Source organism: Terriglobus albidus, from assembly GCF_008000815.1.
Classification (GTDB): Bacteria; Acidobacteriota; Terriglobia; order Terriglobales; family Acidobacteriaceae; genus Terriglobus; species Terriglobus albidus_A.
The window spans coordinates 3,453,689-3,477,900 of sequence record NZ_CP042806.1; the positions used below are offsets into that span (position 1 = coordinate 3,453,689).

Annotated in this window: 16 protein-coding genes; 6 read left to right on the plus strand and 10 right to left on the minus strand. The window is 56.7% G+C overall.

The annotated features are described in order from the left end of the window. Nucleotides 1-32: 32 nt before the first annotated feature. The 4 genes from FTW19_RS13590 (at nucleotide 33) to FTW19_RS13605 (ending at nucleotide 5,531) form a co-directional block, all read left to right on the plus strand. Nucleotides 33-992 (plus strand): amidohydrolase family protein, encoded by a 960-nt coding sequence (locus FTW19_RS13590; protein ID WP_222705459.1) that lies wholly within the window; start codon nucleotides 33-35, stop codon nucleotides 990-992. Between the two features lie 74 nt (nucleotides 993-1,066). Continuing rightward, nucleotides 1,067-2,347 carry a hypothetical protein gene (locus FTW19_RS13595; RefSeq protein WP_147648138.1) on the plus strand — a complete coding sequence of 427 codons (1,281 nt, stop codon included), beginning with the start codon at nucleotides 1,067-1,069 and terminating at the stop codon, nucleotides 2,345-2,347. A 177-nt stretch (nucleotides 2,348-2,524) separates the two neighbouring features. After that, nucleotides 2,525-4,123 (plus strand): MBL fold metallo-hydrolase, encoded by a 1,599-nt coding sequence (locus FTW19_RS13600; RefSeq protein ID WP_147648139.1) that lies wholly within the window; start codon nucleotides 2,525-2,527, stop codon nucleotides 4,121-4,123. Beyond that, the gene (locus FTW19_RS13605) at nucleotides 4,110-5,531 is read left to right on the plus strand and encodes a neutral/alkaline non-lysosomal ceramidase N-terminal domain-containing protein (protein ID WP_187142975.1); all 1,422 of its coding nucleotides are present in this window, start codon (nucleotides 4,110-4,112) and stop codon (nucleotides 5,529-5,531) included. Before FTW19_RS13600 ends, FTW19_RS13605 begins: the two co-directional genes overlap by 14 nt. 81 nt (nucleotides 5,532-5,612) lie before the next feature. Here FTW19_RS13605 and FTW19_RS13610 read toward each other — a convergent pair whose 3' ends face one another. The 7 genes from FTW19_RS13610 to FTW19_RS13640 all read right to left on the minus strand — a co-directional run bounded on the left by FTW19_RS13610 (nucleotide 5,613) and on the right by FTW19_RS13640 (nucleotide 12,799). Beyond that, the gene (locus tag FTW19_RS13610; protein ID WP_147648141.1) at nucleotides 5,613-6,269 is read right to left on the minus strand and encodes a YbhB/YbcL family Raf kinase inhibitor-like protein; all 657 of its coding nucleotides are present in this window, start codon (nucleotides 6,267-6,269) and stop codon (nucleotides 5,613-5,615) included. A 31-nt stretch (nucleotides 6,270-6,300) separates the two neighbouring features. Then, on the minus strand, nucleotides 6,301-7,362 hold the full coding sequence (locus FTW19_RS13615; protein WP_147648142.1) for a sugar phosphate isomerase/epimerase family protein: 1,062 nt from the start codon (nucleotides 7,360-7,362) through the stop codon (nucleotides 6,301-6,303). A 69-nt stretch (nucleotides 7,363-7,431) separates the two neighbouring features. Beyond that, entirely contained in the window at nucleotides 7,432-8,382 is a 951-nt protein-coding gene (gene trxB / locus FTW19_RS13620; protein ID WP_147648143.1) for a thioredoxin-disulfide reductase, read from the minus strand. A 113-nt stretch (nucleotides 8,383-8,495) separates the two neighbouring features. Next, complete coding sequence (locus tag FTW19_RS13625; protein ID WP_147648144.1) at nucleotides 8,496-9,818, minus strand: protein-disulfide reductase DsbD family protein; 1,323 nt, start codon at nucleotides 9,816-9,818, stop codon at nucleotides 8,496-8,498. A 4-nt stretch (nucleotides 9,819-9,822) separates the two neighbouring features. Beyond that, the gene (locus tag FTW19_RS13630) at nucleotides 9,823-10,299 is read right to left on the minus strand and encodes a protein-disulfide reductase DsbD domain-containing protein (protein ID WP_147648145.1); all 477 of its coding nucleotides are present in this window, start codon (nucleotides 10,297-10,299) and stop codon (nucleotides 9,823-9,825) included. A gap of 56 nt (nucleotides 10,300-10,355) precedes the next feature. Further along, nucleotides 10,356-11,558 carry a redoxin family protein gene (locus FTW19_RS13635; RefSeq protein WP_147648146.1) on the minus strand — a complete coding sequence of 401 codons (1,203 nt, stop codon included), beginning with the start codon at nucleotides 11,556-11,558 and terminating at the stop codon, nucleotides 10,356-10,358. A gap of 53 nt (nucleotides 11,559-11,611) precedes the next feature. Next, complete coding sequence (locus FTW19_RS13640) at nucleotides 11,612-12,799, minus strand: redoxin family protein (protein WP_187142976.1); 1,188 nt, start codon at nucleotides 12,797-12,799, stop codon at nucleotides 11,612-11,614. 320 nt (nucleotides 12,800-13,119) lie between these two features. Between FTW19_RS13640 and FTW19_RS13645 the strand changes: the two genes are divergently transcribed. Next, nucleotides 13,120-14,379 carry a hypothetical protein gene (locus FTW19_RS13645; protein ID WP_147648148.1) on the plus strand — a complete coding sequence of 420 codons (1,260 nt, stop codon included), beginning with the start codon at nucleotides 13,120-13,122 and terminating at the stop codon, nucleotides 14,377-14,379. Between the two features lie 118 nt (nucleotides 14,380-14,497). Here FTW19_RS13645 and FTW19_RS13650 read toward each other — a convergent pair whose 3' ends face one another. The 3 genes from FTW19_RS13650 to FTW19_RS13660 form a co-directional block, all read right to left on the minus strand. After that, entirely contained in the window at nucleotides 14,498-15,532 is a 1,035-nt protein-coding gene (locus FTW19_RS13650; protein ID WP_187142977.1) for an alpha/beta fold hydrolase, read from the minus strand. Between the two features lie 152 nt (nucleotides 15,533-15,684). Further along, nucleotides 15,685-18,318: an AMP-binding protein gene (locus FTW19_RS13655; protein ID WP_147648150.1), complete on the minus strand. Its 2,634-nt coding sequence runs from the start codon at nucleotides 18,316-18,318 to the stop codon at nucleotides 15,685-15,687. Between the two features lie 164 nt (nucleotides 18,319-18,482). After that, a complete protein-coding gene (locus tag FTW19_RS13660; RefSeq protein ID WP_246153292.1) occupies nucleotides 18,483-22,106 on the minus strand; it encodes an alpha-amylase family glycosyl hydrolase in 3,624 nt (1,207 codons plus the stop codon). A 438-nt stretch (nucleotides 22,107-22,544) separates the two neighbouring features. Here FTW19_RS13660 and FTW19_RS13665 point away from each other — a divergent pair, with 438 nt between their 5' ends. Further along, entirely contained in the window at nucleotides 22,545-24,173 is a 1,629-nt protein-coding gene (locus FTW19_RS13665) for a Na+/H+ antiporter (protein WP_147648152.1), read from the plus strand. Nucleotides 24,174-24,212: the final 39 nt, after the last annotated feature.

A 24,212-nucleotide genomic window follows, 5' to 3' on the forward strand; every position in this document is an offset into this window, starting at 1 on the left:
GATCTCAAATCGTTTGATCTGGAGTACAGAGCATGGCATGGATAAGCCGAAGAAGATTTGTTGGTTCCGCGGTGACGGTGGCAGCGGCACGCGTCCTGCAGAGCCAGTCGCCATCGACTCGTAGCGTCGAATGGGGCTCGCCGGTGATCGATTGCCACTTTCACCAGCGGCCTACGCTTGAAGCGAATCTCGCGCACTTGAACGGCTCTGGATGCCAGGCCGCGTATTTGCTATCGCGGCTGCAGTCGGCAGACGATGCCAAGCGTTTCCTTGCTGGAGAGCCCACGCGTTTTGCAGGATATTCAGTAAGCACGGACGTTACGGCGGCAGATGCTGTCAAGCTTCTTACCGAAGCGGTAAAGGCGGGAGCGCATGGGTTCGGCGAGGTGAAGTTTCATGTTGATGCGGATGGACCGGAGATGCGGCGTCTCTATGCAGCTGCGGCGGAGCTGAACGTGCCGGTGACAATTCACTTCCAGGAGGTTCCACACACTCCCACCGAAGGTGTCTTCAACACCGGATTCAAGCGGTTCGACAAGATTCTGAAAGAGTTTCCGAAGACCACTTTTGTGGGGCATTGTGATGCCTTCTGGGCCAATGTCAGCGCGGACTACGCAAACGATAAAGATTACCCGCGAACCCCAATCATCCGCGGCGGCATCACGGACAAGTGGCTGGGCGATTATCCGAATCTCTTCGGAGACCTGTCGGCGAACTCCGGCAACAATGCGCTTACACGCGATCCATCCTTCACGGCCTACTTTCTCAGCCGGCATCAACACAAACTGTTCTTCGGGAGCGACTGCGCGTGTACTGATGGACATGGCGGCGGTGTCTCGCAGCAGGGAAATCCGGGAGCCGCGCGGCTGGCGGGAAAATGCGTTGCCCGGGAGACCCTCGCCGTGCTGAAAGCGAATGCTTCACCTGATCTCTTCCACGATCTCGTCTGGAGCAACGGACACAAGGTGTATGGTCTGACCTCTCTTTCATAGTTTTACCTTTGGGTGCATAGCGATCTCACATAGAGGAATTGCTGTTGAGAGTTCGTTACGTCGTCACATAGAATGTGCTTCGTCGTCTCACTGCAATGGCAACTCCCGCGACCATTCCGCTTACGGACCAAGAAAGATCGCTCATCCTCTCGGAGCTGACGGCGATCCTTGAAAGCGGCCCATTTCGTAGCAGCAAGCGCTATCCAGCGATGCTGGAGTACTGTGTTCGCCACACGCTGGATGGGGAAACAGATAAGTTGCGGGAACGACAGCTCGGCATTGTTCTCTTCTCTCGCTCTCCCGGCTACGAGACGAGCTCCGATCCGATTGTCCGCATGGCTGCCAGCGAGATTCGCAAGCGTCTGGCCCAGTATTACGATTTGGTCGGCGATCGAGCACAGGTCCGAATTTCACTTCCGCCCGGAACCTACGTTGCGGAGTTTCGATTCCTCTTTCATCTCACGACTGCTTCTGTTCCTTCGGCTCCAGATCTACTGGTGGGAAGCCTCGGCCAAACACATCTTGAGCCTGTTATGCAGCCGGGAATACCCATACTTTCTGAAGGAGTTTTGACAAAGGAGATCCACGAAGGGCGCCGTTTTTCTCGTCTTATATTGTTCCTCCTTCTCGTGGCGGTCGCCGTGGCCGGCGTCTGGGGTATTCAGAGAGCAAGGGCTAATCGTCGTATCCCAGAATTTTGGCGGACATTTATCGACGGCAATGGTGGGCCGGTGCTTACAGTCGTTGGCCAACTCGTTCCTCATGTAGACGGCAAGACTGATCCCGAGCCGCCTCTATCTTCTGACATCTATCGAACCAGCCACTATGTTTCGGTCGGAGATGCATCGTCGGCAATGCGGGCCTGCCTGGTCCTGGCCCGTCTCGGAATGGACTGTCAGATGAAGGCGGTTTCCACCACCGACCTTTCGAACGTCCATTCCCATCCCGCCATTTTTGTGGGTGCCTATAACAATCCCTGGGTGCTGCGCATCACTCAGGCCATTCCTTACCGGTTCGGCGAGCTGGCTTGTAAATGCATTCTCGATACCAGGACAGGGGAACGCATTGGGGGCGTCGACTTTTCTATCCCGCGCGACCAGATCACGACAGACTACAGCATCGTGGCAAGCTTCCACTCCGATGTCACGGACGGGCCGGTAGTGGTGATCGCAGGCATTGGCCCCATGAGCACCGAAGCTGCTGCGGAGTTCACCACCTTGACCGAGCGTTCCGCTGAATTGTTCAGCCACGCACCAAAGGGATGGAAGGGCGGTAACGTCGAGGCGGTGTTGGCCACCGATGTTGTTAACGGCATTCCCGGACATACTCGCATCCTGAAAACAGCCTTTTGGTAAGTAATCCGTGGCACGCTCGCTAAGCCCCTGAAAATACTGCTTCTACTCCTGTAAGTAGCAGGTAAAAGACCTTTCGCATCGAGTTCTTTGTTCTCTAGGCTGCTCAAGAATCCGCACAAATCAAAATGATGTTGGCCTGAAACTCATCGGCAGCACCATGCGGAATGAGGAACAAAGATGAAACAGGAAGGCTTGAGCAGGCATCCCGTTCTGCATGGAATTGTTAATAGTGCGATCGTCGAGACCATTCAAGGTAAGGGAGAGGGATTTCAACGACACCTTCGTTTGTCGTTGCTTGCGGTCGCCTGGGCTTGTTCATCCGTCTCTTTGTGTGCACAGTTTGGGCCACCGGAGCCACAGGGACATGGTCCAAAGCTGCCGGCGCCGACGGCTTTCCCTGCGCCTGGGACATATCCAACAACCGAGTCGGTCACGCTACTTAATGCCGAACCCGGCGTGACCATTCATTACACCTGGGATGGTAGCCTGCCCACGTCGAAGAGTCCCATCTATAACCCGCTGCAGGTACTGTTCATCGGTGGGGTCTATGAGGGAGACCACGGCTTGAAGGCCGGATATACGCTGCGCGCCGTCGCCATGAAGGAAGGCAACACCAATAGCGATGTCGCCGACTTTCAATACACCATCGACCGCCGTGACCGAACCTCCTATGTCTCGGAAGAAATTCTTTCCGGCGTGCGCATGGTCCGCGATTCGGACAACGACAAGATGTTTCTCGTGAAGGGAAGCACCAGGTATGCCCTGATTGACAGTGGAATGGGGCGGGGAGCGTTACGTGAGTATATCGCGCAGTACACAGGTGGTTTGCCTGTTGAGCCGATCTTCACACATAACCACGGGGATCATATCGGGCAGGCAGATCAGTTCATCCGCGAGAGCGTCGAGCACGTCGGTGAGGCAGACAGGCCGGCCATGGAGCGGCTCTTGAAAGCCAGGGGGATTCCCGATGACATCATTGCTCGCAACCTGTTAGCGATTCATGATGGTGAGCGCATCGATCTTGGCGATCGATCGCTGATCGTCTATGAGACCCCAGGACACACCAGGGGTTCGCTTGTCATCTTCGATGAGAAGAACGGCTATCTCTTCACCGGTGATTCTTACGGGAGCAACTCCCCAACGATTCCTGACGCTCTATGGATGCAGGGTTCTCAGGCTTCCTTGGATAGTTATCTGGCAATGATTGTTGGTTCGCGCGCCAGGTTTTCAGGTCGCGTGAACTATGTCATGACTGGTCATAACGATCATCCTCTTAAGGGCGAGACCTATCTCGATAATCTGCAGGCGGCAGTGCAGACCTTGATGGATAAGGGAGATGCGGCTCTTGTGCCATCGTATCGGCCCGCTGGATTGCAGCAGGTTGTGATCGGCGACCGTTTCGGCGATCCCGATTGGGCCGCGATCAACGTGAACAAAGAGCATTATCTGCCGGCGCCTGTAGACGAGATCGCTGGCCTGGTCAGCCTGCGACTGAACGGAGCCAAGCTCTCTCCCGCGTTCGACCCCCAGGTCAAGACCTATCAGGTGGTCCTCGACCAGGGCCGTAAGACAGTTCATTTGGTAGTTATTCCCACCTCACTGCGCACATCCGCGCTTACCGCCGATGGGTTCGACATTCTGAAGGCAAAGAGTTTCGATATTCCAGCCACGGGAGAGTCAAAGATTGTCGTCACCTCGCCGAATGGCAAATCCAATACAACCTACACGCTGCAGTTCCATACCGCAGATTCAGGAGAAGTCCGTGCAAATCGCTAATGTCGTTACAGGATCGATGATCGTAGCCGCTGCTCTGGTGCTAACCGCAACCGGAAAAGCTAGCGCACAAGGAAACCATCCGTTGCGTGCGGGCGCGGCCATGACGGATATTACCCCGAAGCCGGGTGAACTGAAGCTCAAAACAGACACGATTCGCGATCATCTCTTTGCACGCGCCATTGTTGTGGATTCAGGCGATAGCTGTGCTGTGCTGATTGGTGTGGATCAGGGGGCGATCCGTAAGGACATGTATGACGCAGCCCTTCCGCGTGTGGCTTCCGCAACCGGGTGTGCGAAGGAGAATATCCTGATTGCAGCCACCCATACACACAGCGGATCGACGGATGGGTTTGGCGGTGCGCCCACATCTAGCACCATAGCGGACGGAATCGTTAAGGCCGCCACCGATGCCAGGGCGAAGCTCGCCCCGGCGATGATCGGCTATGGACGTGCGAACGTTGACCTGAACGTAAATCGGGATCTCTTCAATAACAAACTGGAGTGGAGACAGGAGCCGAATCCGCAGGGTGTATCGGACAAAACTCTATCGGTCGTTGAGTTCATCGGCGCCGACTATGTCCCCATCGGGATTTACATGAACTATGCAATGCACCCGATTAACTTCTATCTCTCCGGCGTTATCAGTGCCGATTTTCCAGGCGAAGCCTCGCGCACCATTGAGGAACATTTCGATCACAAGACGGTGGCGATCTTTACCCAGGGAACCTCCGGCGATCAGAATCCGTCGCTGAGGGAGAACTTCCTGACAGCATTCCGCGGAGAGACTGCTCCGGGGACGGAGACCATTGCCGCTCCGCCCCCGCCGCCTGCTCCGCCGAGCAACTTCAATCCAGCCGCCGCTTCAGCCGGTCTGAGGCCCGTGCCCGATCAAAACCTCGCCGCGTATCGGAAAGCGATCGATCGCACCAGCGCGGATGTCGCAATGATGGGAGTACTGATCGCAGAAAAGACGCTCTATCTCATGCGCCACGACATCAAGCCGGTTTCGGAAGCCCGCATCTGGGGTGGTCAGGAGAAGTTCACCTGTCCCGGACGCGACCGCCTCGATACGGATCATCCAGTTCGCGAGAATGCGATGCCACCCTATAAAGATGGAGCCGACGTGAATCTGATGGTCAGCCTGGTGCGTGTTGGGGATATCTACTTCACCGGCATCAATGGTGAGGTCTATACGAACATTGGGCTCAAGATTAAGGGCGCTGCGGCGGCTAATAAGCTCATTATTTCGACGCTGACGAATGGCGGCGCAAACTCCGGCTACATTTATTCGGATGATGCCTACAGCCATCTGTCATTTCAGGTCATCGGATCCCGGTTGAAGCCCGGCTGCGGCGAGAACAAGATCACGGATGCGGCGCTAGAGCTCATGCGCAAATCCGATCGTTAAGGGTGCTGAGATCACGCGACGGAAGAGAGAAACAAGAGAACCGATCAACCGATGAAAACGGTCAGCCGAAGTGACGTGTCGTCACTTCGGCTTCTTGTAGCGACCCACCAACAAAGCCCGATCCAGAATATGACCATCCATCTCCTTCATGATGTCGGCAGCGCTGGCATTCGAATCCACAGTCAGCTTCACGTCGAGCGCCATCAGGCGAAAAATATAATGATGAGGTTGACCTGCCGCCGGCGCACCAGGGCCGAGATAGCCGACCCAGCGGAAATTAAACGGTTGCACTGCACCCGTGACTAGCTGTTTTTCGGCGGGCACTCCCTCTGGTAAACCTGTCGCGGTCCCTGGGATATTGAAGATGATCCAGTGATAGAAGGGAACCGTTTTCTTCTGCAACGCGAACTCTTCATCAATCACCATAAGCACGAAACTAGCGGTGCCCTCAGGAACGCCTTTCCATTCCAGCGGCGGTGAGAGTGTGTTCGTCGCGGTTGCGGAAGCATATTTATCTGGAATCATTCCATTGTCGGAGAAAGCAGGGCTGGTAAGGACAAGTTGATTGAGTGTTGGAGTCGAGCGCGTGGACGGCGCCGCTGATGTTGTCTGTGCTATTACACCATTCGGTACGCAAAGCAACAGCACTGTCGCGTAGGGGAAGCTCTTGACCCGCGAAGAACTCCTTCTGTTACGGTAGCTGGAAATATTGTGGTGTAGAAGCTTGATGATATTCATGGCGAGACCTCGAAGAATGTGTAGAAACCCGCTATGTGAGCGTATTGCGTAGATACTGCGCACACCTCTTGATTTCGGTGACAGAATTCGATCCAGCCGGAATTGGGTAGTCAAGCTCAATGGTGGTCACACCCGGGAACCCTATCTTGCGTAGGAGCTGCATGGCTGGCTTGATCGGTGAGTCTCCTTCGCCCCATGGCATGCTCCCGCCGTTCGAAGATTTGTAGTCCTTGACGTGAATGCTGGAGATCTTGTCATGGAAGTGCTCGATGAAGACGACGGCATTTCCGCAGGACGAGGTAAAGTGACCAATATCGAAGTTGATGCGAAAGTATTTCGAAAGCTGTAGTGTGTCTGCGTAGTCATCCGCATTACTGAAGAGGCCAAAGAGATGTTCGTGGAACGCGACAGGGAACTGATGCTTGTTGGCGAACAGCGCTAACCTCCTGGCCATCTCAAGCGACGAAGACGAGTTGATGGCGTGTGCGCCAAGTTCCCTGGCAGCCGTAAAGACAGCGTCGATCTCGCGATCGGTATAGTCGGCTCCCCAGCCGCAAGTATAGGCATTGATGCTGATCCCGAGATCCGCGGCGCGGCGTCGAATATCGGTGTAGTAGTGCGGCGGTGGATCTTCGCGGAACCGGCGCGCATCCTCGCGTGCCTTGGTCAGTGCAGCGCTTTGTGCGGCACGGTCGGCGGGACTGAGTGCCGTCGGCGTCGCTGGGGACCGAGACGGGGCAACACATGCTGTTCCATAGGGAGTACCGGTTGCTGCATTTTCTTGTGGAACAGCGGATGGTCTGTATCCGGAAATGAGCGTAAAAATCGGCTCGACCTTTCCAATCTCGATCTCCAGATACGAGAGGCCGCACTCATGACAGCGTTCTAGAACCTCGGGCCATTGCGCTTCGCCGACCGTCTTTTTCAATTCCTTGAATGAGTAGGAGATGGTGCCGATGCGATGCGATAGGGTGTCCCCGGACTTACCCGCAAACGCGTAGAGTCCATGTGACGTCAGGAGTCTGCTCGCAAGTGCCGCGGCAGGGAGATGGGTGAGCGCAGCTTTTCCGAACTCTCTTCGTGTGTACTTCATATGATTTGCCTCCGGTTTGCATGAACGGATTGAATGCGATGGTGCGAGCCCGGCTCGGAGTAGCGTGATCTATCGTCCGGACTCCTCCAGAAACTTCTCGACCTCTAGCGCTGCCATGCATCCAGTGCCTGCGGCAGTAATTGCCTGCCGGTAGCGACGGTCCTGTACATCGCCGCAGGCATACACTCCATGAAGCTGAATCCCCTGGCGGGTGGTGAAGACGTTATGCTCTGTCTTTACGTAGCCTTCGTCATCAAGATCAATCTGTCCTTTGAAGATGGAAGCGTTGGGTTCATGCCCGATTCCAAGGAACATAAACTTTACTGACAGCTCAGAACGCTGGCCCGTACTGCGATGGATAAGGCGCAAGCCGCGGACGTCTTTTTCCTCCGCCCCGAGGACCTCCTCCACGACGGTGTTGGTACGGAACTCAATCCGAGGATGCGCCATCGCGCGTTCCAACATGATCCTGGATGCCCGGAAGTTCTCGCCTCGATGGATGAGCGTAACCTTGGCAGCAAAGCGCGTCAGAAACAATGCTTCTTCCATGGCGGAGTCGCCGCCGCCAATTACAGCGATCTCTTTGCCGGCGGTGAAAAAGCCGTCACAGGTTGCGCAGGAGCTCACGCCGTAGCCGATGAGGGCTTGTTCCGATGGAAGGCCGAGCCAACGCGCCGATGCACCCGATGCAATGATCAATGACCGTGTTCGAATGACTTCTTTGCCAATATGTAGCTCGAAAGGAGATTTCAGCAGATCTGCGCCTGTAAGGTGCGTCATGCGCATTTCTGCACCGAAACGCATCGCCTGCTTCTTCATGTTCTCGATCAGCTCTGGCCCCTGAATGCCATCGGGCCACCCGGGAAAGTTCTCGACAAGCGTCGTGATAGAAAGCTGTCCACCGGGCTCGTGCCCTTCAAGAACCAGGGGCTTTAGATTCGCGCGAGCCGCATAGATCGCTGCTGTAAGGCCAGAACAACCCGAACCCAGGATCACTGTATTTCGAACTACATCGTGCATAGAACGTTCCTCGTGCGTTTGTTTCGTTGACGGTTCAAGTCATCCTTCCACCGACGTACCTCTGCGTGTCGACGGAACTGTTGTCGTCGATGCCGATGGTGGAAGAGTTTGGATTACTTTGCCTTCGCCAGGAAGGTGGAGAAAGCGCTCACATCGCGGGTGACCCCTGCGGATGTGTCGATGGTATTCCCGTTGCTGTCGAGTAAGGCATAAAGGGGCAACGCGACCGTACCGAAGGTCTTATCTTCGTAGTCCTGCTGTTTGGAATAAACCTCTCCATCGCCATCCGTATACAGACGGACCTTCACGAAGCGATTCATGTCGCCTTTGATCTTCGGTTTGGAGAAGATATTCTGTTCCATCCATCGGCAGTTGGTGCACGTATAGCCGGTAAAGTCGATAAAGACAGGTCTGCCTTCTGTCTTTGCCTGTGCAAGTCCGGTCTGTAGGTCGTTCAGGATCCAGGGCGCCTCTGTAGATGCCGCGGCTACCTCTGCGTGCGAAGCTGCGTCCACTTCTGCGGGGGGCAAAAATGCGTCAAGGTCGCCGAGAGAGTGGCCGGTCAGTCCGTTCGCCAGCCAGATTGCAGCGGCGAGGACAAGCAGAGAAAACACCACGCGCGGACCCGATACGGCGCCGAGCTCCGTGTCGTGATCGAAACGGAACCAGCCAAGCAGATACGCGACGATCATCAGGAGGCAGCCTGTCCAGATGCAAAGGACGGTCGTTCTGGTAAAGATATTCCAGTGCCAGATGAGATCCGCATTTGAAAGGAACTTCATCGCGGCGGCAATCTCAAGAAACCCCATGACGACTTTTACGGAGTTCATCCAGCCGCCGGCACGGGGCATCTGTGACATGAACTGCGGAACCAGTGCGAGCAGGAAGAAGGGGAGAGCAAATACAAACGAGAAGCCCACCATTCCAACCAGGGGCCAGCGCCAGTTTCCCTGAGATGCAAGTACCAGTAGCGTCCCTACAAAGGGAGCAGTGCAGGTGAAAGAGGTGAGTGAGAAGGTTAGCCCCATCAGCATAATGCCGAGGATGCTGCCTTCCTGCTTTTCCGTCGTGGCTCTGTTCAACCTGTTCATGAGGCTGGGAGGTAACTGCAGGAAGAACACACCCAGCAGGCTCAGGGCGAATGCCAGGAACACTCCGGTGATAGCCAGGTTCACCCACGGGTTGGACGCGAGCTTGTTGATTCCGGAGGCACCAAAAACCACAGCCAGAAACATACCGAGCGCGACAAAGGTAAACATGATGCCGAGCCCATAGAGCGCGGCGACTCGGACCGCTCCGGATCTCGTCCGCGAGGAATGACTGGCGAAGAATGAAACGGTAATGGGTACCATGGGGAAAACGCATGGCGTAAGTAATGACAGCGCTCCCATCCCAAGCGAAAGCCAGAAGTAATGCAGCATGGATCCGGTTGGCATAGAGCTATCTCCTCTTGAGCGACGCGGTGAGATGTGCGGTATAAGGTGGCAGGCACAGGCGGTCACTGCAAGCCTGATAGCGTACGTCGATTGGGGTTGTCTCTGCCGCCGTAGCGCCCGCCGGTTTGAGGGTGAGATTGAAGTTCGCCGCTTTGAGGTAGTAAACGGTCTCCATATTGAAGTTCGAATCGAAGTGACGGACTACGCTGGTGTCGGTAACAGGCGCCTGGAGCACATAGGAGCTATTGGAGGGGACACTGATCTTCAATGGTGTTGGCCCGCCGGCCGGCTGAGACAGCGCATAGATGTGCCATCCGTCGGCCACAGTGGCCGAAAGGGTAAGCTGCGTCGCGGTGGTTGTCGCCTTGGTGACCTCGGTGGACCACTTGACGACTTCTGACGGGCGCTGTGCCTGCGCTTTCCAGCAGAGACAGGACAGCACGAACACGACAGCAACGGAATACTTCTGGGCGAATTGCATAAGTCGATACCTCGAGCGGGGAAGGTCGCACGGCAGAGTGGTGTCGTGCTCCGGGGTTAGTGAGAGCGAAGTTCTGCCCAGTATTGCGATTGCCCGGGGAAGTGCGGGTTGTCGGTGAAGTTAGTGAGCACCGCATGCCGAAGATCGAGGATGTTGACAGGCCCTGTATGGGTATAGACGATCTTTCCGCCGGGCGCGATCACCGCTGTGAACTCCTCATCCTTACCCCATTGGGTTCCGAATGTAGTAAATGCCGCTTTTACATCTGCGGGCGATAGCTGCAGATTGGTACTCGAGGCGTGCTGCGACTTCAGAAACTCCGTGACCTTTTCTGTGTTCGCGGCAGGATCGGTATTGACGCTGACGAAGTCGAACGAGCGCCCGCGATACATGCGATAGGTCGTCTCCAACTGCGTAAAGTTGCGATCGACGTTCTTGTTTTTCGTGCTCCAGAAATGAACGACAGTCACCTTGTCACCGGCGTTGTCGCGCAGTGTCTTCACTTGGCTGGCGGAAGCCTGGTTCAAGGTAACGGGCTCAGCGACAATCCTCTCCCATTCGCGTTGTACATCCGTCGATTTCGAGATCCACTTGGTGGAGCATCCAAACGCGGGGCGGTGGGGAACGGCAACTTCCTGCCCAGCCAGCAGGGCTTCAATAGCATCGTGTGCATCATGGACCTTCACCAGCGCCTGATTCTGGTTGTCATCGATGCGGCCTTCATACCGCAGCTTCCTGTCCGCGTCGAAGATGAAGACGTGGGGCGTGGCGACGACGCCAAACTTCTGTGCGATTTCCTGTGTGGCTCCGTCGTAGAGATAAGGCCAGGGAATCTCCCGCTGCCGCACGCGGATCTTCATGTCTTCCGGTGAGTCGGTCAGGTCGGTATATCCAAGCTCATCCAGACGGACGGCTGCCGGGTTGTTCGGATTGATCGCAACGAATGCGACACCCTTGCCGTGATAGGTGTCGTAAAGTTGTTTCATCCTTCCTTCGTAGTTCTCTGAAACCGGGCAGTGGATGGATTCAAACATCACTACAAGCAACTTGCCCTTGCTGAACTCCGCGAGAGTATGGGGCTGATCGTCCGTGCCCTTCAGGGAAAAATCGGGCGCCGATGTGCCGATGGGCATCAAGGGATGTTCGGTGGATGAGGTGCCGGTGAGCTGGCGGAGGCGTGTTGCATCCTGCGCCGTGAGCAGGGTGCTGGAAAGACAGATGGCAGTCGTGCCGATAAGTAGGTGCTGGATGAACCGCATGTCTGTGACTCCTTGTAAAAATGTGTGGTCCTGTCGAACGCGATCGAGAAAGATTACTTCGTTGACCAATATTGTTGTGATCCCTCGTGCCCGGGCTCGTCCGGCAGATTCGCCAGAATTGCACGGCGGATCTCCATCAGATCGATCTCACCTTGCTGGTGGAACAGCAACTCCCCTTGCGGACCGAGAAGCACGGTGATGGGAACCGCTGACCCGATGTTGGGATCGAATGCCTCCTGCATGGCGTAGATGTCATCCGAGCCATAGAGCAGGTTTCTTGTTGTGGCGTGCATCTTGATCAGAAACTTGAGGACTTCCGGTTGTTCCGCTGGAACGTTGGAGGAAACGGTCGTAAACGAGAATGGACGGTCCCGGTACATTCTGTTGGTCGCCATCAGGTCAGGGAATTCCGTGATGCACGGACCGCACCACGTCGCATAGAAGTTAATCAGGAGGAGCTTTCCTGTGGGATTGTGCCGCAGTGAAGAAAGTACGTCGGCGGGCGCCAGCGCGACGGTAACTGCGCCCGCATCGTCCTTCTTTCTGATTGCCGTGTCTGCCCCAAGGCGAAGAGGGCATCCAGAAGGAGTGGTCGTTGCAATAGGCACCGGCTTATCTGTAAGCAAGGCGTCGATCGCATCCGCCGCTTCGTGTTTGTCTTCCGGCCCATTTGCCGGATCGCTGTCGATTCGCCCGCTATAGCGGAGTTTGCGGTCTTTATCGAAAACATAGACCGAAGGTGCGACCGTGGCCCCGAACGCCTTGGCGGTCATACCGGTGTCGCCGTCGTAGAGATAAGGAAAGCTAAACTTCCGGAACGTGGCCCGTTCTTTCATGTCGGCAAGGCTCTCGCCCACGTCGGACCAGGCGAGATCATTGTCAGAGAAGGCATTGGGATTGCTGGACTGGATGGCGACGACGCTGACGCCCTTATTGGCATACCCTTGCACCAGTTGATTGAGCCGAGCCTCGTACCGTTGAGATTCCGTACAGTGGTTGCATAGGAAGGCAACAACAAAAACGGGGTTCTTCTTCCAGTCACCGGAGCTGTGGGCGATCCCATCCGTACCCTTCAGCCGAAACTCCGGAGCTGTGCTGCCGATTGGGAGCGGTCCGGAACCGGACTGCGCGCCAGCGGATTGCGCGTGGCAGAGCACCATCGTCATAAAAAGCAGCAAAGAAGTCCGCGAACCTCCGGGCGCCATATCTCGAATGAGTTGCGCGAGCGGTCTAAGCAACATGCTTGCCTTCTGGAACATCTCGAAACTCCGTAACCGGAAGTGTGTCTTGATCCTGCGAGGCCCCAAACGGACAGGCCGCCGGCGGGCACAACCATATCTATGCCTGACTGGCTGAGAGCACAAGTACGATGCGGAAGAGTGCAGGTACCGTGCGGCTTCGATGGGGGAGAAATCCATGTCAGATACATGTACCGTACGTATTTGTCGGCCCGGAAGTCCTTTGAATCCGCCAGATATCGCAATCTCGGACCACATGCCGCCTGCCGATCTTCTGTGATATGGTTAGGCTCCGATGCGAATCGGGATTCCTGCGACTTCCGATGGAACACAAGGTCCAATTGACTGAAACCGAGAGGGACTCAATCCGCCTCGCGGCTTCTCGCATCCTTGCGCACTCGGGCTTTCGTTCCAGCGAGCGTAGCTCCCGGCTCTTCCGGTACCTCGTGGACAAGGCCATCGATGGTGAGGCTGACTCACTCAAAGAGAGATATATCGGCCATGAGGTGTTTGGCAGGGAAGTCGGGTATGACACGGCAAGCGACCCTGTAGTCCGCAATGCCGCGTCTGAGACTCGGAAGAGATTAAGGCAATACGATGCGGAACAAGGTTCAGCGGAAGAGGTCCGGATTGCACTTCCAGCGGGAACCTACGTCCTGGATTTCAGTTTCTCTCCGCAGGCCGTTCAGCAGGACACCTCCCCGAGTGAAGAACAGTTCGACGCGGGTATCCCTCGAAAAGAGGGAACTGTCCCCGAGCTTCCAGTATCAGAGTCCCGGTTCCCAATATGGAAGAAGCTGCCGTTTGCGTACTCTATCGCCGCAATAGCTCTGATTGGCAATCTGCTTTTGGCGGCAATCGTCTACCGTCAGAAGCAACAGAGTGGCGCTACGCAGGTCAGCTTAATTGCGCCGGACCCTCTGTGGCGCCCAATGTTTGCAACCGGCAAAGAAGTATTCATTGCCCTCGGTCATGCGGAAGGGCGAGGTGAGGCGACAGATTCCACCGTTACGCTAACGTCGAGTGGCCTGCAACGGATCACCGTTACCGACCTGAAAGCGTATACGAACATCTCCGGTTTCCTGCAACTGCATGGACATTCGTTTCAAATGCGGACCGACGCGGAGACCACCTTGCTTGATCTGCGCGACCGGCCGATTATCTTGATCGGGAATCACAACAACTCCTGGGCGCGACGGCTGACTCAGAACCTTCGATACCGATTTGATTTCGACGAAGAAGACATCGGGAAGCCCAACCGCGTATCCAGCATCGTGGATTCCCAGCGCCCAGGACTGCGCCTCTGGCAGGTTCCCATTCCTACCGGACCGTCGACTCAGGTCGATTACGGCATCGCCGGCCGCTTTCTCGATCCAGTAACCGGCGGAATCGTGATTTACCTCGCCGGGGCAGGTCCTGTTGCCACACAGGCAGCCTCCGAGTTCCTAACTCAGCAACGCTTCCTACGGGATCTGCCCGAGAGCATCAACGATCCCAAGGTGAGCTTTGAAGTCGTGCTTAAGACGCCGATCGTAGCTGGTGTTCCGGGATCCCCCGAAGTGATTGCAACTGACATAAGGTAAAAGCCATACGCTTCGGCGGGCCAGTTGGCCAATATATGTTCGACAAACTCCGAGACATGGAAACGCTCCTTGTGCGCGAACACCATTCGGTGATTTTCCCCCCTCGGGAGATTCGACTCTACCTCTTGAGGAAAGGAACAGAGGGATTCCGAGATACGCCATAAGAGCGTTGCAACGAGCTAACGAGCAGATCGGGCCGATCCAACTGTATCCAGTGGCCGCTCTTTTCCGCAATGATGTGCTCGCCTATGCTGGAAAGTGAAGCCAGCTTGCGATGCTCCCTTAGCTCTGACTCAGTTGCATTTTCGGCAGAAATCACGGTCAACGAAAGATGACCCAGTGATGTGTAGGGAATTTCAGTCACGCACCGAGAGAGTCGAGAAAGATACTGGGCCAGAGTCTCAAAACTCTGCGGGCGCGACCAGTGTGCGCGTACCGCCGGCAACAGTTCGCGCGGCATCTTGCTGACCTCCGCCGTGACGCGCCCAATAACGCTCGCGCCACCGCCACTTGCTATGCGTGCGATCCACTTCGGTAGCGTTCTCGCTCCTGCCGACAGCAATATCAGGGAAAAACGAACCACACCCGCTCGCGCCAGCCAGGCGCCGCGTTTTGACAACCTGGCGCCGAGCGCCAATCGTTCCTGGCCTTCGAGGGGCAGCGTGCTCCAATGCTCACAATCGATTGGATCCAGCAGCAGAAGTCCCACCACACGATCGGGGTTGCGATAGCAGTACGCACGAGCAATCAAACTACCGAAGGAATGTGCAACCAAAATGAACGGTCCAGAGATGTTAAAAGAGTCAAGCATCTTCTCGAATTCGGATACTAAATTGCCGACCGTGCGCGGGGTGTGGGCCGCTTCGCTCCACCCGAAACCAGCGCGGTCATAACTGATCACGCGCGTAAACTGCGCTAACTGCGATTGAACTGCTCTCCAGCTCAGCGAAGAAGTTGCGATACCTGATTCCAGGATGATCGTTGGCGCGCCTTCACCTTCCGAATAGACATGGAGGCGGCTATTCTGCACCGGAACAAGCCTGCCTGGTGCAGGATAGAGCCGGCGATCAATCGCCGAACCAATGGCTTGAAAGAGTGCCCCAATAAGCAATATGGCCAAGGGCACTGCTACCGCCCAAAGTAGGATGCTCACTGTCTCCCTCCTGCTCTGTGGGATGCAGTATGGATGAATCCCAAACATCAGGATTACGGGTCCATTTCAAGATGGAACTCCGTTCGAATAAGGTTTGTCCAACTTAACAAAAGACAACCACGCGACCCCTCTCACCCTGCAACGAGTGGGATCTAATCTTCGGCTCGTAACTGCCTTACGCTCGCCTCGAGCTTTGCGGTGAGTTGCGCGGGCTCTGTATCTTCCTCGATGGCGACAGGCTCGCCTACATGCACCTCGAGTTTTCCTGAACGGAACCATCGAGTCTTGCCTCGTCGCATCTCGCCCAGCCCAATCAATGCTACCGGCACAACGGGTACGCGCGACTGCTGCGCCAGCAGGCCGATTCCGGGCCTAAACGGTTGTAGCTCTCCGTCGCGGCTCCGGGCCCCCTCTGGAAAGATCAGTACGGAGTAGCCTCGATCCATCGCCTCGCCCGCATGGGAAAAACTTTTCCGGAATCCACGCAGCTGCGGCAGAGGAAATACATTGAACAACGCCGTCACCAGCCAATACCCCGCTGGCGCGAGCAGATTCTGAAGTGTGCTCTTCTGGTTTTTTCCCCTCCGAAGGTCCAGAAGAACCTCAGCAGACATTGCAATTGCAACCCGCTGCCGCAATCTTGCCGGTAGTGCATATAAGGTCAGTGCGCCATCGCAAGCGGTCACATGATTCGCAATCACCAGCACTGGACCTGGCGGCAGCTCCGGCGTCTCGCGCACTACATGTGGTGCGGCCAGCAACCATATCAGGGGACGCATCACGAGTTCGATAAAAGCGATGCGAACCGCATGAATGGGCCAACCCCACGGCCACCGCGAAAGCGAAAGCTGAGATACATCGCGCTCGTTTGGGGAGGCCGCCTGCGGAAGGGATACGGCAGCCGGCACTCTATCGGAACTCACCGAAGCAGGACCGGTTTCACCCGCGATATGAGCCGCCTTTACTTCAGGCCCTGCCTTCCGCTCCAGTAATGCCCGAAGACCGCCCAGCGTCTCCACTCCGGCAATGGCATCATCCTCAAGTTCGACGGCCCACCGGTGCTCAAGCGCCGATTGCAACTGCACGCGACCCAGACTGTCCAGGTGGAGATCCTCCGACAGTCTTAGGTCGTCGCTGCCCCCCGCGATCGATTCGCCGGTAATCTCGGCGATCAGATTGAGTAGAGCATCGGCTTTTGCGGCGCCTTCCGCCGTTTCGCCCTGCCTGGAGTTCGAGAGCGTTGCACGAACCCACTCTGCTACCTCTCTGCGCAATAGCTTTCCCGTCGAAGTGTATGAGAACTGCGGATTAGGCCACCGCAATGCTCGTCGAATGTGCTGATACTCAGCCAGCTCGCGGTTTGCCTGACCGACAAGTACGTTCAGGTCGGAATCGCCCGCTGAAAGGAGCACGACTGCAACAGGCTCCGGGCCGCGGATGGTCTCATATGGCACCACGACGCATCCGCGTACTCCGGGCAGTTTCGTCATCGCCTCTTCGAGATCCGAGGGGTACACGTTCATCCCTGCACCGGTGACGATTACTTCTCCCTTTCTGCCAAGGAACCGCAGCTCGCCCGACTCATTCTTCGTCGCCAGATCGCCGGTTGCCAGCCATTCTGCCGGGCGCTGCCGCAAAGCGCCTCCCTGCCACGTCGCTGTTGCCAGCATGTCTCCGCGCACAAGAATTTCGCCCTCGTCGCTGATGCGGACCTCACGACCTGGTAGGACTTTACCGATTGTCCCGTGTCCAATACGAAACGGATGATTGAGCGTCACAAGGGCGGTTGTCTCTGTCATGCCATAACCCTGAATCAGCGCGAAACCAAGCCTGTTCCAGAAATCTTCCAGATCGGCGGGTAGTGTCGCTCCCCCCGAGATGGCCGCCCAGAACTTCCACCCGAAAGCGCGATGCACCTGCCGGAAGCGCCACCATCGCTTCCAGACCGAGAGATCTTTTGCTCGTTCCAGGTCTAGTGCGAGCGAACCATAGTGCTCCAGCAGATGCATCCGAAGTAGATGCAACACGCGCGGCACGGTGACCAGCACCGAGATGCGTTCACGATGTATCAGCTCGATCATCCGCGACGGCTCGAACTGTTCACCAAAGTGGACCTCGGCCGCCAGCAGGGAAGGGATCCACATGCCCATGAACTGGCCGAAGACATGGCTCAGCGGCAGGGTGTGCAGAAACCGCAGTGGATGCACCCATCGCTCGTAACGCAGGTATTTGGCAATTTCGGTCTCAATGGGCTGCAGGCTCGTAAGAACATTGCGATGTGTAAGAACGATTCCCTTCGGCTCCGCCGTTGTGCCCGATGTAAAGATGATCTCAAACGGCGTCTCTCCGTTGACGGCATCGCTCACCGCGAACATCGGTGTGGCGGGCAACTGCGCATTTACTTCTGAGAACAACAACCGCGGAATATCGCTGGCTATGGAAGCCAACCGGCTGCGGTCGCCCACAATAAGCTTCGGCGACACATCTTCCACGACGCGGTTAGCGAACTCGGTCGACCCTGCCGCGTCTAATGGAACCGCGATCACTCCCCGGAGCAGACAGCCGAAGAAGACGCCCAGCCATTCCGCCGAGTTCTCACCCCAGAGCACAATCCGTTCACCCGGGGCTATTCCGCGGCGGTCCAGTTCGGCAGCAGACCGGCCAGCAAGGTCTGCGAGCTCACCATACGTTGTCGGATAGCGCCGATTGCCTCGATAAGCAACCACAGCGGTCTCCGCAGCGTGCTGGCGAAATTCCTCAACGAGGCTAGCCAGATGAAATCGCACCCCGCCATGATATCCGTCTCTTTTATCGGAGAATGAAAAGCGATGCGCGAAGCGCTATACCTTACGCTCTTGCGAACAAGTTCGCCGAGGACCCCACCCTTCGCGATAAAACCGCGAAGAATGGGGCAGCGAGTGTCTACTGTTTCCGAAGATGTCAATACGCCCTAGACAGATCGGCGTGCCTCGGTTTCGGGTTTGTCATTCCCAAGGAGCACATCGAGCCTGTACTTCGCGGACGCAGCGGCCTCCAGGGCCTCCTTGATTGCCTTACTTAACTCCACGATTGCGCTGCGGTCTGGCACGGCCTTGCCGGCTAACTTACGCAGGACTGGCAACTGGAGCCACCAAATCAACTCCTCGTAGGATTCTTTGATGAAATAGGTATGCCCTTGTGCTTCATGTACGCCGGTTAGCCAGCGGACATCCGCGTCATGCCACAGGATGGGTGGGAGCGGCGGGGGAGCCTGCTTTTGCTCCTCTTTCGCTTTGGCCGGAGCAGCGCTCGTAGCATTTGCAGATGCCGCTACGCGATCAACCGGTACTGTTTCCGCTCTTTCGGGTAGGGCCGTGGTGCTGGAGGCCCTGGACACCCCAGCTTCAACCAGCAGGGCAACCTTGATTCGAGCCGTCGCGCGCCAGCTTTCCTCCCCCTCGAATCCCAGCGCCGAGAAGGAATGTGCCAAGGGTTCCCGCAGGCGTAATCGATCAAACAGATCGAGTGCCGCGTGCTCGGGCTCCTGTGCGTCGATCGACTCTGCGAGTAGTTCCAGGACACACCAGCTGAGCACCGGACCCCAAATGGCGGTGGCTATCAATTCGGGACTCAGGCTAGGCAGTAATCGACGAGCCCCTACTTTCCAAGGCGTAGGAAACAGGCTCTCGAGCGCTGGGATGTTCATCGCGGCACTCAGACGCTCGCGAAATTTCTCCGCGAGCAAGGCTGGATTCTCCGGTCTGACTGCGAGATGTTCCCCTTTGCGAGCGCGATACGCGAGCTGTGATTCCCGCAGGAAATCCTGGCTTCGTGTCCATGCGGCCTCAAAGAATTCCTCTTTCTGCCGCTCGATATTCTTCTGCTTCTCTGAGCCTCTGGCTGCTTGCGGATATTCAGACAGCTCGGCGAGTGTTCGCACCAGCGCAGGGTCCAGCAGCCAGCGGAGAGCGTCGTGTCCTGGCCGCAACGACAGGTTGATCAGCTCATCTTCCAGATTGGCAACGCCGCGCCCGTTTAGCTCGTCGCACAAGCGGTCCCATGGTTTGTCTGCGGTCGCACGCATCTCGCGCCAATCCAGAAAAACGTGGCATTGGTAGGCGCGCAGTTCGATGCGCAGTCCCTGCTCCGCCGTATTCTGGGCGCGCCGCAGATACTCAAGCCCGGTCAGGGAATCGCGATACCTGAGTATGATCGCGGGATCGCCGCTCAGACCCAGACCGTCCTTCAAACGCTGCTGGCGCAGTTGTCCCGAATGCTTGTCTGCGTAGGCTGCCGACCAGTCGACCGTCCCTTTTGTTGTGGAATAGCGGTTGTTGTAAAGTACCAGGCCGCGCTGGTCTCCCAGCCGGTTCGAGTAAGCGAAGACGTTTTCGTCCACCGTGCCGTTATCGTTGAAGAAATCATAGAGCAGGAAGTTGCTGCTCTCGGCAAAGAGTGCTCGCTTGTGCAGCAACGGAGCTATTTCGCGCTCATGTCGTTCCACCAGCCAGTGGTTCGGAGCTTCGTCATACCGTGGCCTCCGATACTCCATGCCATACTTCTCGGTGAACCCGTCTATCTGACCGTGACCGAACATTGGCAACCCCGGCAAGGTCGCCATCATCGCCGTAACACCGAAGCACTTGTCGCCGTCGCCAAACTGATCAATGGTCGTCCGCTCGTCAGGATTGCTCATGAAGTTTACGTAGCGCTTCATAATGTCTGGGTCGAACTCCAGCGTGTTCTTGAGCACCGACCGATATTTTGCGTTCTCTTCGTCACGCATCATATTCATGAAGGCGCTGTTATAGACACGATGCATTCCTAGTGTTCGGACGAAGTAACCCTCCATCAGCCAGAAGGCTTCGGCGAGCAAAAGTGTGCCCGGAACCTCGGCAGCTACTCTGTCGACGACTTCCCGCCAGAACTCATGCGGCATATGTGCATTGAACTCGGCACTCGACATCCCGTATTCCGCGCGGGAGGGAATCGCTCCGCTGCTGCCGGGGCCGGGAAACCAGAGCCGGTGAAAGTGGCGCTTTGCCAGGGTCATGGCCGCGTCGAAGCGGATGACAGGGAATAGACGTGCCACATGCAAGATGGTCTGGATCACCTGTTCGCGTACTGCTGGGTTCAGGTAGTCCAGTTGGGCGGTATCGTTCCACGGGAAGCTTGTGCCATCATTGCCGTGATAGATGTACCTTGTCTCCCCCGATGCCCGGTCACGCCGCCGAAACACGACCGCTGCGTCCGTCTGCTCGTAGTAGTGGCTTTCGATCTTGATCTCTACACGCGGGTCGTGCGACAGGTCAGGGCCATCGAAGTTGTAAGCAGGATAGGGGCTATCCTGCCGCGAGATGAACCAGTCCGGATGCTCTACGACCCACGGAGAATCGATACCCATATGGTTTGGCACCATATCGCTGGCCAACCGGATGCCTCGCGCATAGGCGCGATTCCGCAGGTTCACGTACGCGGGCTCTCCGCCCAGGTCCTCGGCGATGGCGTAATCAAAGAGCGAGTAAGCTGAAGCCACCGCGTCTGGATTTCCGCAGAGCTGTTTAATCGTTTGCGATGCCCGGCTGCGCTCCCAGATACCAATCAGCCACAGCGAGTTCATCCCGCGCCTTGCCAGAGTCTCCAATTCCTCATCCGGAATCTGATCCAGTCGGTGAATCGACCTTTGGTATCGCTTACTGAGCTGTGCGAGCCAGACGTAAGTGCTCTTGGCGATCAAGACGGCGCCAGGCATCCAGGCCACGTCCGGGCTGAACTTTTCAGTTTCATGGACAGCATCGCCAAACTGCGGCACCTCCGAACGGCTGACTATCGAAGGCCATTGCTGCTGTCCGCTCTCCCTGCGTCGTTGCGCTGCCGCTGCCGCGGCGGCCTCCGCAGCAGCCCTGGCAGCCGCTTCGGCTGCAGCGTTCGGTGGATTAAATTGCAGCCAGATAGCCAGGTCTTCTTCCTGCAGAATCTCGCCTGCGATCGCCAGTAAGCGATCGAGGCTCCCCCCGATCAGCCGTCTCCACTTTATCCGGATCAGATCGAGTTGCCCCCTCAGCGAGCCCGGCGCGGCCACCGCGGGTGCCCGCAACACGTCAAACAGGCTCTGCGGCTCGGAGTCCTCCATCGGCACAAGGGGGCGGGTCGCAAAATATGCCGGCAGCTTCTCCACGACGCTCCGATAGGCGGTTTGCTCCGCCAGGCTCCTGTCCTCGAACAACTCTTCGAATGGCCGGAAGGCCTCATTGCGGTTTGCCATCCAAAGCAGAATCATCTCTTCCAGCGCGACCGCCCGGTGCGGGGTACCATCGGTTGAGCCTGTGAGCCATTCCTTCGGGGTTTGAACCGCGCGATAGACGCTGCTGCCCGGAAACTGCTCCACAAAGCTCAGCAGCAGCCGGTCCAACTGATGCGATCCAATGTACCCGGAGAACCAGGTGAGGGCATCTGTCATTGCGGCAGGATCAAGCTCCTGCCGATAGCGCTCCAGGAGTACATGACTGGCCTCGTCAATCAAACCCATGGCGTAAATCGCTCCCGCATGCACTACACGCTCTGGATGCTTCTGCACATCCCGAACCTGATTCATCCGGTGCGCAAAGTCGCGGCTTGCTGACACATTCGCGAAGACTACGTTGCCCGTAAAGGAAAAGAGGGTTTCTGCGAACTGGTAACGATCTCGTGCACCCCTCGAAATGTGAAATTCCATCATCGCGAACTTGTCCCCAATCAAGATCTGGCATTCACCAATGCCGTAGTATTGCCCCCGGCTCAACCCCGAGATTGGCACTCAAGAAATACGCAGGATAGTCCAGGTGAGTCAAGCGTGAATGCCATATCACCTCCGCATTTGTTTTAGCACCTGAAAGCCCGCAACACTCAGCCGATTCTACCCCTCGATCCATGCCATCACGTGGTTCGGAGCCTTCAGGGATCGTTGTATTTGACTTGACTGCATCTATCGAAAGAGCGGATGACTTCTGAACGCCGGCAGGCGCAGACTTAGCTGTAACGTTTGGAGTTGTCTTTGGAGCAATTTGCTACCGTACTGATTCTTCTTTTTGCGGTCTCCATCTCGAAGGCCGCCGCGCGGCTTTCGCGTATTCCTTTGCCGCTCCTGCAGATTGGGCTGGGCGTCGCTCTGGCCGCCTTCCATGTGCACATGCCCCTTGATCCGGGTCTCTTTCTGGTGCTCTTTGTTGCTCCTCTGCTTTACGTGGATGCGAATCTGTTCCCGCGTGCGGAGGTGCGTGCATTGGGGAAGCCGATCCTGGAGATGGCAGTTGGGCTGGTTTTCTTTACCGTCCTTGGCGCCGGATATTTCATCGACTGGATGATTCCTTCCATGCCGCTCGCCGCATGCTTCGCTCTTGCGGCGGTGTTATCCCCAACCGATGCTGTCGCCGTTTCCGGCCTGATTGGACTGAAACGGCTGCCGACTCGCCTGCTTCACCTTCTGGAAGGCGAGGCCCTGTTGAATGATGCGACAGGACTCGTTTGTCTGCGCTTCGCTGTCATTGCAGTGTTGACCGGCTACTTCTCGCCTGCTGGCGCCAGCATCAGCTTTTTGACGGTTGTTCTGGGAGGTCTGGCGGCTGGTGCGTTTCTCAGCTTCATCCTTATGTCTGTGGAGAAAGGGGTTGAGAGAACAATCGGGGCTTATCCCGCTGCGCAGATCCTGCGTACGCTCCTTCTGCCCTTTGCTTCTTACCTGCTGGCAGAACATTTCAAGCTCTCCGGTATCCTTGCCGCCGTAGCCGCTGGGTTCGTCGCGAGCTGGCTGCTCCAGGAAATCCCGGAAGTTGAGACGCGCATCAAGTCGGAAGCCGTGACCGATCTGATGCAGTTTACACTCAATGGACTCATCTTCGTTCTGCTTGGATTGCAGTTGCAAGCTATTGCAAAGAGCATTCCTTCGGTTGTGAAGCAGGAGAACTTTGCCTCCGCCTGGGTACTGGGCGCTTTTGTACTGAGTATCACTCTTGTTGTCGGTGCCTTACGTTTCCTTTGGACCTGGTTTGTCCTTGAGTGGTCGTTCTTTCGGCATAAGCACGAAGGCGGCAGAGCGCAACACACTCCGTGGAGACTTCTTGCTGCGACAATGCTGGCGGGCGTGCGAGGCGCGATCACCCTGGCGGCGGTACTGTCGATCCCATTAACACGGCAGGACGGTACTCCATTTCCTGGCCGCGATCTCGCCGTGTTGCTGGCTTCGGGTGTGATTCTCTTCTCCATGATTGCTGCGGCTGTCGGTCTGCCGTTGGTCCTCAAGGGACTGGAGGAGCCTCCCGAAAGCTCCGCCGAAGCGAAATTTCGCAATGCCCGTGTTTTGACGGCTCAAGCGGCAATCGGACGGATCGAGGAAGTAGAACACCGTCTTTCTCAAAACAGCCCCTACGCCGATAGCTACGCATCGATCGCATCCCGACTGATGGACTACTATCGCCGTAGGATCGAGGCTTTTGTCGGGGACCAGTCAAGCCGGATAAAAGCGGACCGCCTCCGAGTCGCGGAACGAACTATCCGGTTAGAGGCCGTCAGAGCGGAGCGGAAGGAAATCAGCCGAATGCTACACAACCATGAGCTCGAACCCGGCCAGGCCCGTGCGCTGCTCAAGAAGCTGGACAATACGGAGGCCACTCTCAAGGGAGGTTGACTCTGAGCGAGGGCGGTCCAGAATTTGTAGCCAAAGCTC